Here is a 2,696-nt window from a genome sequence, read left to right as displayed (position 1 = left end):
CGGCTAATCTCTCATTTAATGCCGCTACCCGGACAATCAGTGGTACACCGAACGCATTGGGGACATCAACCGTGACGGTTATGGCGGCTGACCCGGCCAGTGCCACCGCCATGGCAACGTTTACTATTACGATTAATCCGGGGGCAACGGTGCCGCTGGTCGTTAATCTGGTCGTTTCGCCGACGAGTATTCCGGTCAACGGATCTACCTCGGGTACGGCTACCGTTTCGGGCGGGCGGGCACCGTATACGTATGACTTCGGTACCGACGCAGGGGCAGGTATTTCAACGACCGGTAACCGGGTTACCTACACCGAAATGTCGGCCGGTGATCATAACCTGACGGTTAAGGTAGTCGACAGCACCCTGCCAACGGCGCAAACCGTTACGGCTTCGTTTAAGGTTACCGTAGGCGCACAGGGCGCAACACCAGTCGTGAAAGTAAACAGTCCTGATCCGGTGGCCGGAGAAACGAAAGCCGGCTCAGCAAAGAATCCGGCGATGGCGAAAAACAGCCAGGATGTAAAGGCTGCTGCTACGGAAGACATTGATCCGGGGGTGATCAGCTTTACCCGCAGTACGACCGCCGGTACTTTGGTGGTGTATTATTCACTGGGTGGTACGGCTACCCCGGGCGTTGACTTCCTGAATCTGCCTGGTTCGGTAACCTTTGCCGAAGGCGAATCGGAAATCCTGGTCGAGGTGGATCCGATTGCGGATGATTCAGAAGATGAAGGTGATGAAACGGTGATCATCAACCTGATTGACAAGGATGACTACGATCCGGACCCAACTCAGACCAATACAACCGTTACCATTAAGGACAAAGCCACAGCGGCCCCGTCGAGCCTGACCATTACGAGCTTTAGCTGTAACGTGACCAACGGGGTACTGTCGAGCGTCAACTTTGTGGTGGGCAATGCCAACGGCAGCTTTAGCCCGCAACCGGCGCCGATCTTTATCAACGGGGTAACGGGCAACGGGCAGCTGGGCGTGAATTACTTCCTGCCGTTCGACAACAACCAGAGCACGCTGACGGTACAGGATCAGGCCACACGGTCGACCTACTTTGTCTGGAACTTCCGGCAGGCCTGCGCGGCCCGTGGCTCAGCCCGTGAAGCCCTCCCGAACGAAGCACCATGGCTCGTGACTGTGTTAGGTAACCCGACGAGCCAGTACATTGATGTTGTGATCAGCGGAGCAAAAGGCGAAACACTGATGATGTCGGTTACGGATGCAACGGGCCGGCCAATTATGTCCCGCCGGGTGCAGCCGCAGAGCCAGTCGCATCGGGAAGTAGTTGATGTGTCAGCACAAAGCACCGGTCTGCTCTTGTTGAAAACCAGCTCGGATACGCATGCACAAACAATAAAAGTGATTAAAAACTAGGTTCCGTTCCGGTGGTAATTATGGGAAAGGCTGTCTGAAAAGGCAGCCTTTTTTGTTCCCCCATGCTAAAATTTGCCGTACGTTATCATCATTTTTGCCGGATACGTTACCTTAGCGAAAAAATAATATCCAACAATGAAGAGAACGATCCACTACAACCTTCTGGCAATGCTTGGTGTAGCGTCGCTGCTGACGGCCTGTGATGAACGGGTGATTGCCCGGTCGGAAACGCAGTATTTCACCGTTACGGACTTCGCAAACACGATTGTTTCGACCTTATCTCCGGTTGATCAGCGTCCCAACAAACTTACTATTCAGATACGGGGCTCTCTGACTAAGCCGGTTATTATGACCGTATTGAAAGGCGGTAACCCGGCTGCTCAGAAGATTTACCGGCGGGATTCCATTGCTGCGGGGTCATCCGTTTCGTTATCCATCAACGAGGATTATTACGAAAATGACACCCTGCAGCTAAGGCTAACGGGCAGCAAATCAACCACCGGCTCCTTAACGGTTGAATGGTCACGCAACTAAAATTATCTACAACCATGAAAGCTCTTTACCTCCCGCTTTTGCTGCTGTTACCCGCATGTATACACGCTCAGCAGCGCCCTAAAAACCTGCTCACAATCGGGGCGGGGATTCATGCCCTCCGCATCCATGATGCCAGCCGCATCGGTTTCCATAAATCAGCACGGCTTGGCTATAACTTTGCGAAAAACCGGTTTCTGCTTGCTGCCGATCTGGGGTATGCCTACCTGTCTCAAAAAAATAAGACGGCCCCCGGCGAAACAAACCTGCCGAAACCCGATACCTGGGAGCGGGTCACCGCTGACATAAGCGGGCAGGTGAATGTGATGCCGTCGGCTTCGCGTCATTTTGTACGGGTTGGGGCCGGTTATTCGGTCTGGGCCATTTCGAATAACGTCTCTAGTGAAAAGTATGTGATCGGCAGCTATTTCGTCCCGGCCGGCAGCGGGTATACCCAAAGTCACCTCAGCGCATTCCGTACGGGCGGGAACGTATCGGCCGAGTACGGATATAAGCTACAGGAAAACTTTCATCTGGAGCTGCGGCTGCGGGCGGTGATGCTGAAAGACGGCGGCGTAAACCCAACGGCCGGCGTCGGGATCAGCTATTTGCTGTAGTTGATTGACAGGCAAGGGCTTGACAGGGTAAAGGAGCCCCGTCAAGCCTCCCATTGGGCGTAGTTTGCACTATGCCCAACGAGGTTCAATGTCCTAAAAACTATGTCCGAGTGCCAGGCATGGCCAGAACGATATGCCTCCTGAATTCTGATTACTCAGG

3 protein-coding genes are annotated in these 2,696 nt (G+C 53.7%); all 3 read left to right on the top strand.

Going from position 1 to position 2,696, the window contains the following annotated elements; all coding sequences use genetic code 11:
* Positions 1-1,388: Calx-beta domain-containing protein (locus BLX24_RS29900; protein ID WP_143092897.1), on the top strand; the 1,388-nt coding region annotated here is incomplete at its 5' end.
* A 135-nt stretch (positions 1,389-1,523) separates the two neighbouring features.
* The gene (locus tag BLX24_RS29895; protein WP_143092896.1) at positions 1,524-1,922 is read left to right on the top strand and encodes a hypothetical protein; all 399 of its coding nucleotides are present in this window, start codon (positions 1,524-1,526) and stop codon (positions 1,920-1,922) included.
* A gap of 14 nt (positions 1,923-1,936) precedes the next feature.
* Entirely contained in the window at positions 1,937-2,536 is a 600-nt protein-coding gene (locus tag BLX24_RS29890; RefSeq protein ID WP_071506857.1) for an outer membrane beta-barrel protein, read from the top strand.
* Positions 2,537-2,696 lie beyond the last annotated feature (160 nt).

Origin of the sequence: Arsenicibacter rosenii (assembly GCF_001870735.1) — a bacterium.
Classification (GTDB): domain Bacteria; phylum Bacteroidota; class Bacteroidia; order Cytophagales; family Spirosomataceae; genus Arsenicibacter; species Arsenicibacter rosenii.
This window is presented reverse-complemented; position numbering and strand designations above follow the sequence as displayed.

Bases quoted from the DNA above. Each gene is read 5' to 3' on its own strand.
- BLX24_RS29895 (WP_143092896.1), top strand. From the start codon at position 1,524: ATGAAGAGAACGATCCACTACAACCTTCTGGCAATGCTTGGTGTAGCG.
- BLX24_RS29890 (WP_071506857.1), top strand. From the start codon at position 1,937: ATGAAAGCTCTTTACCTCCCGCTTTTGCTGCTGTTACCCGCATGTATA.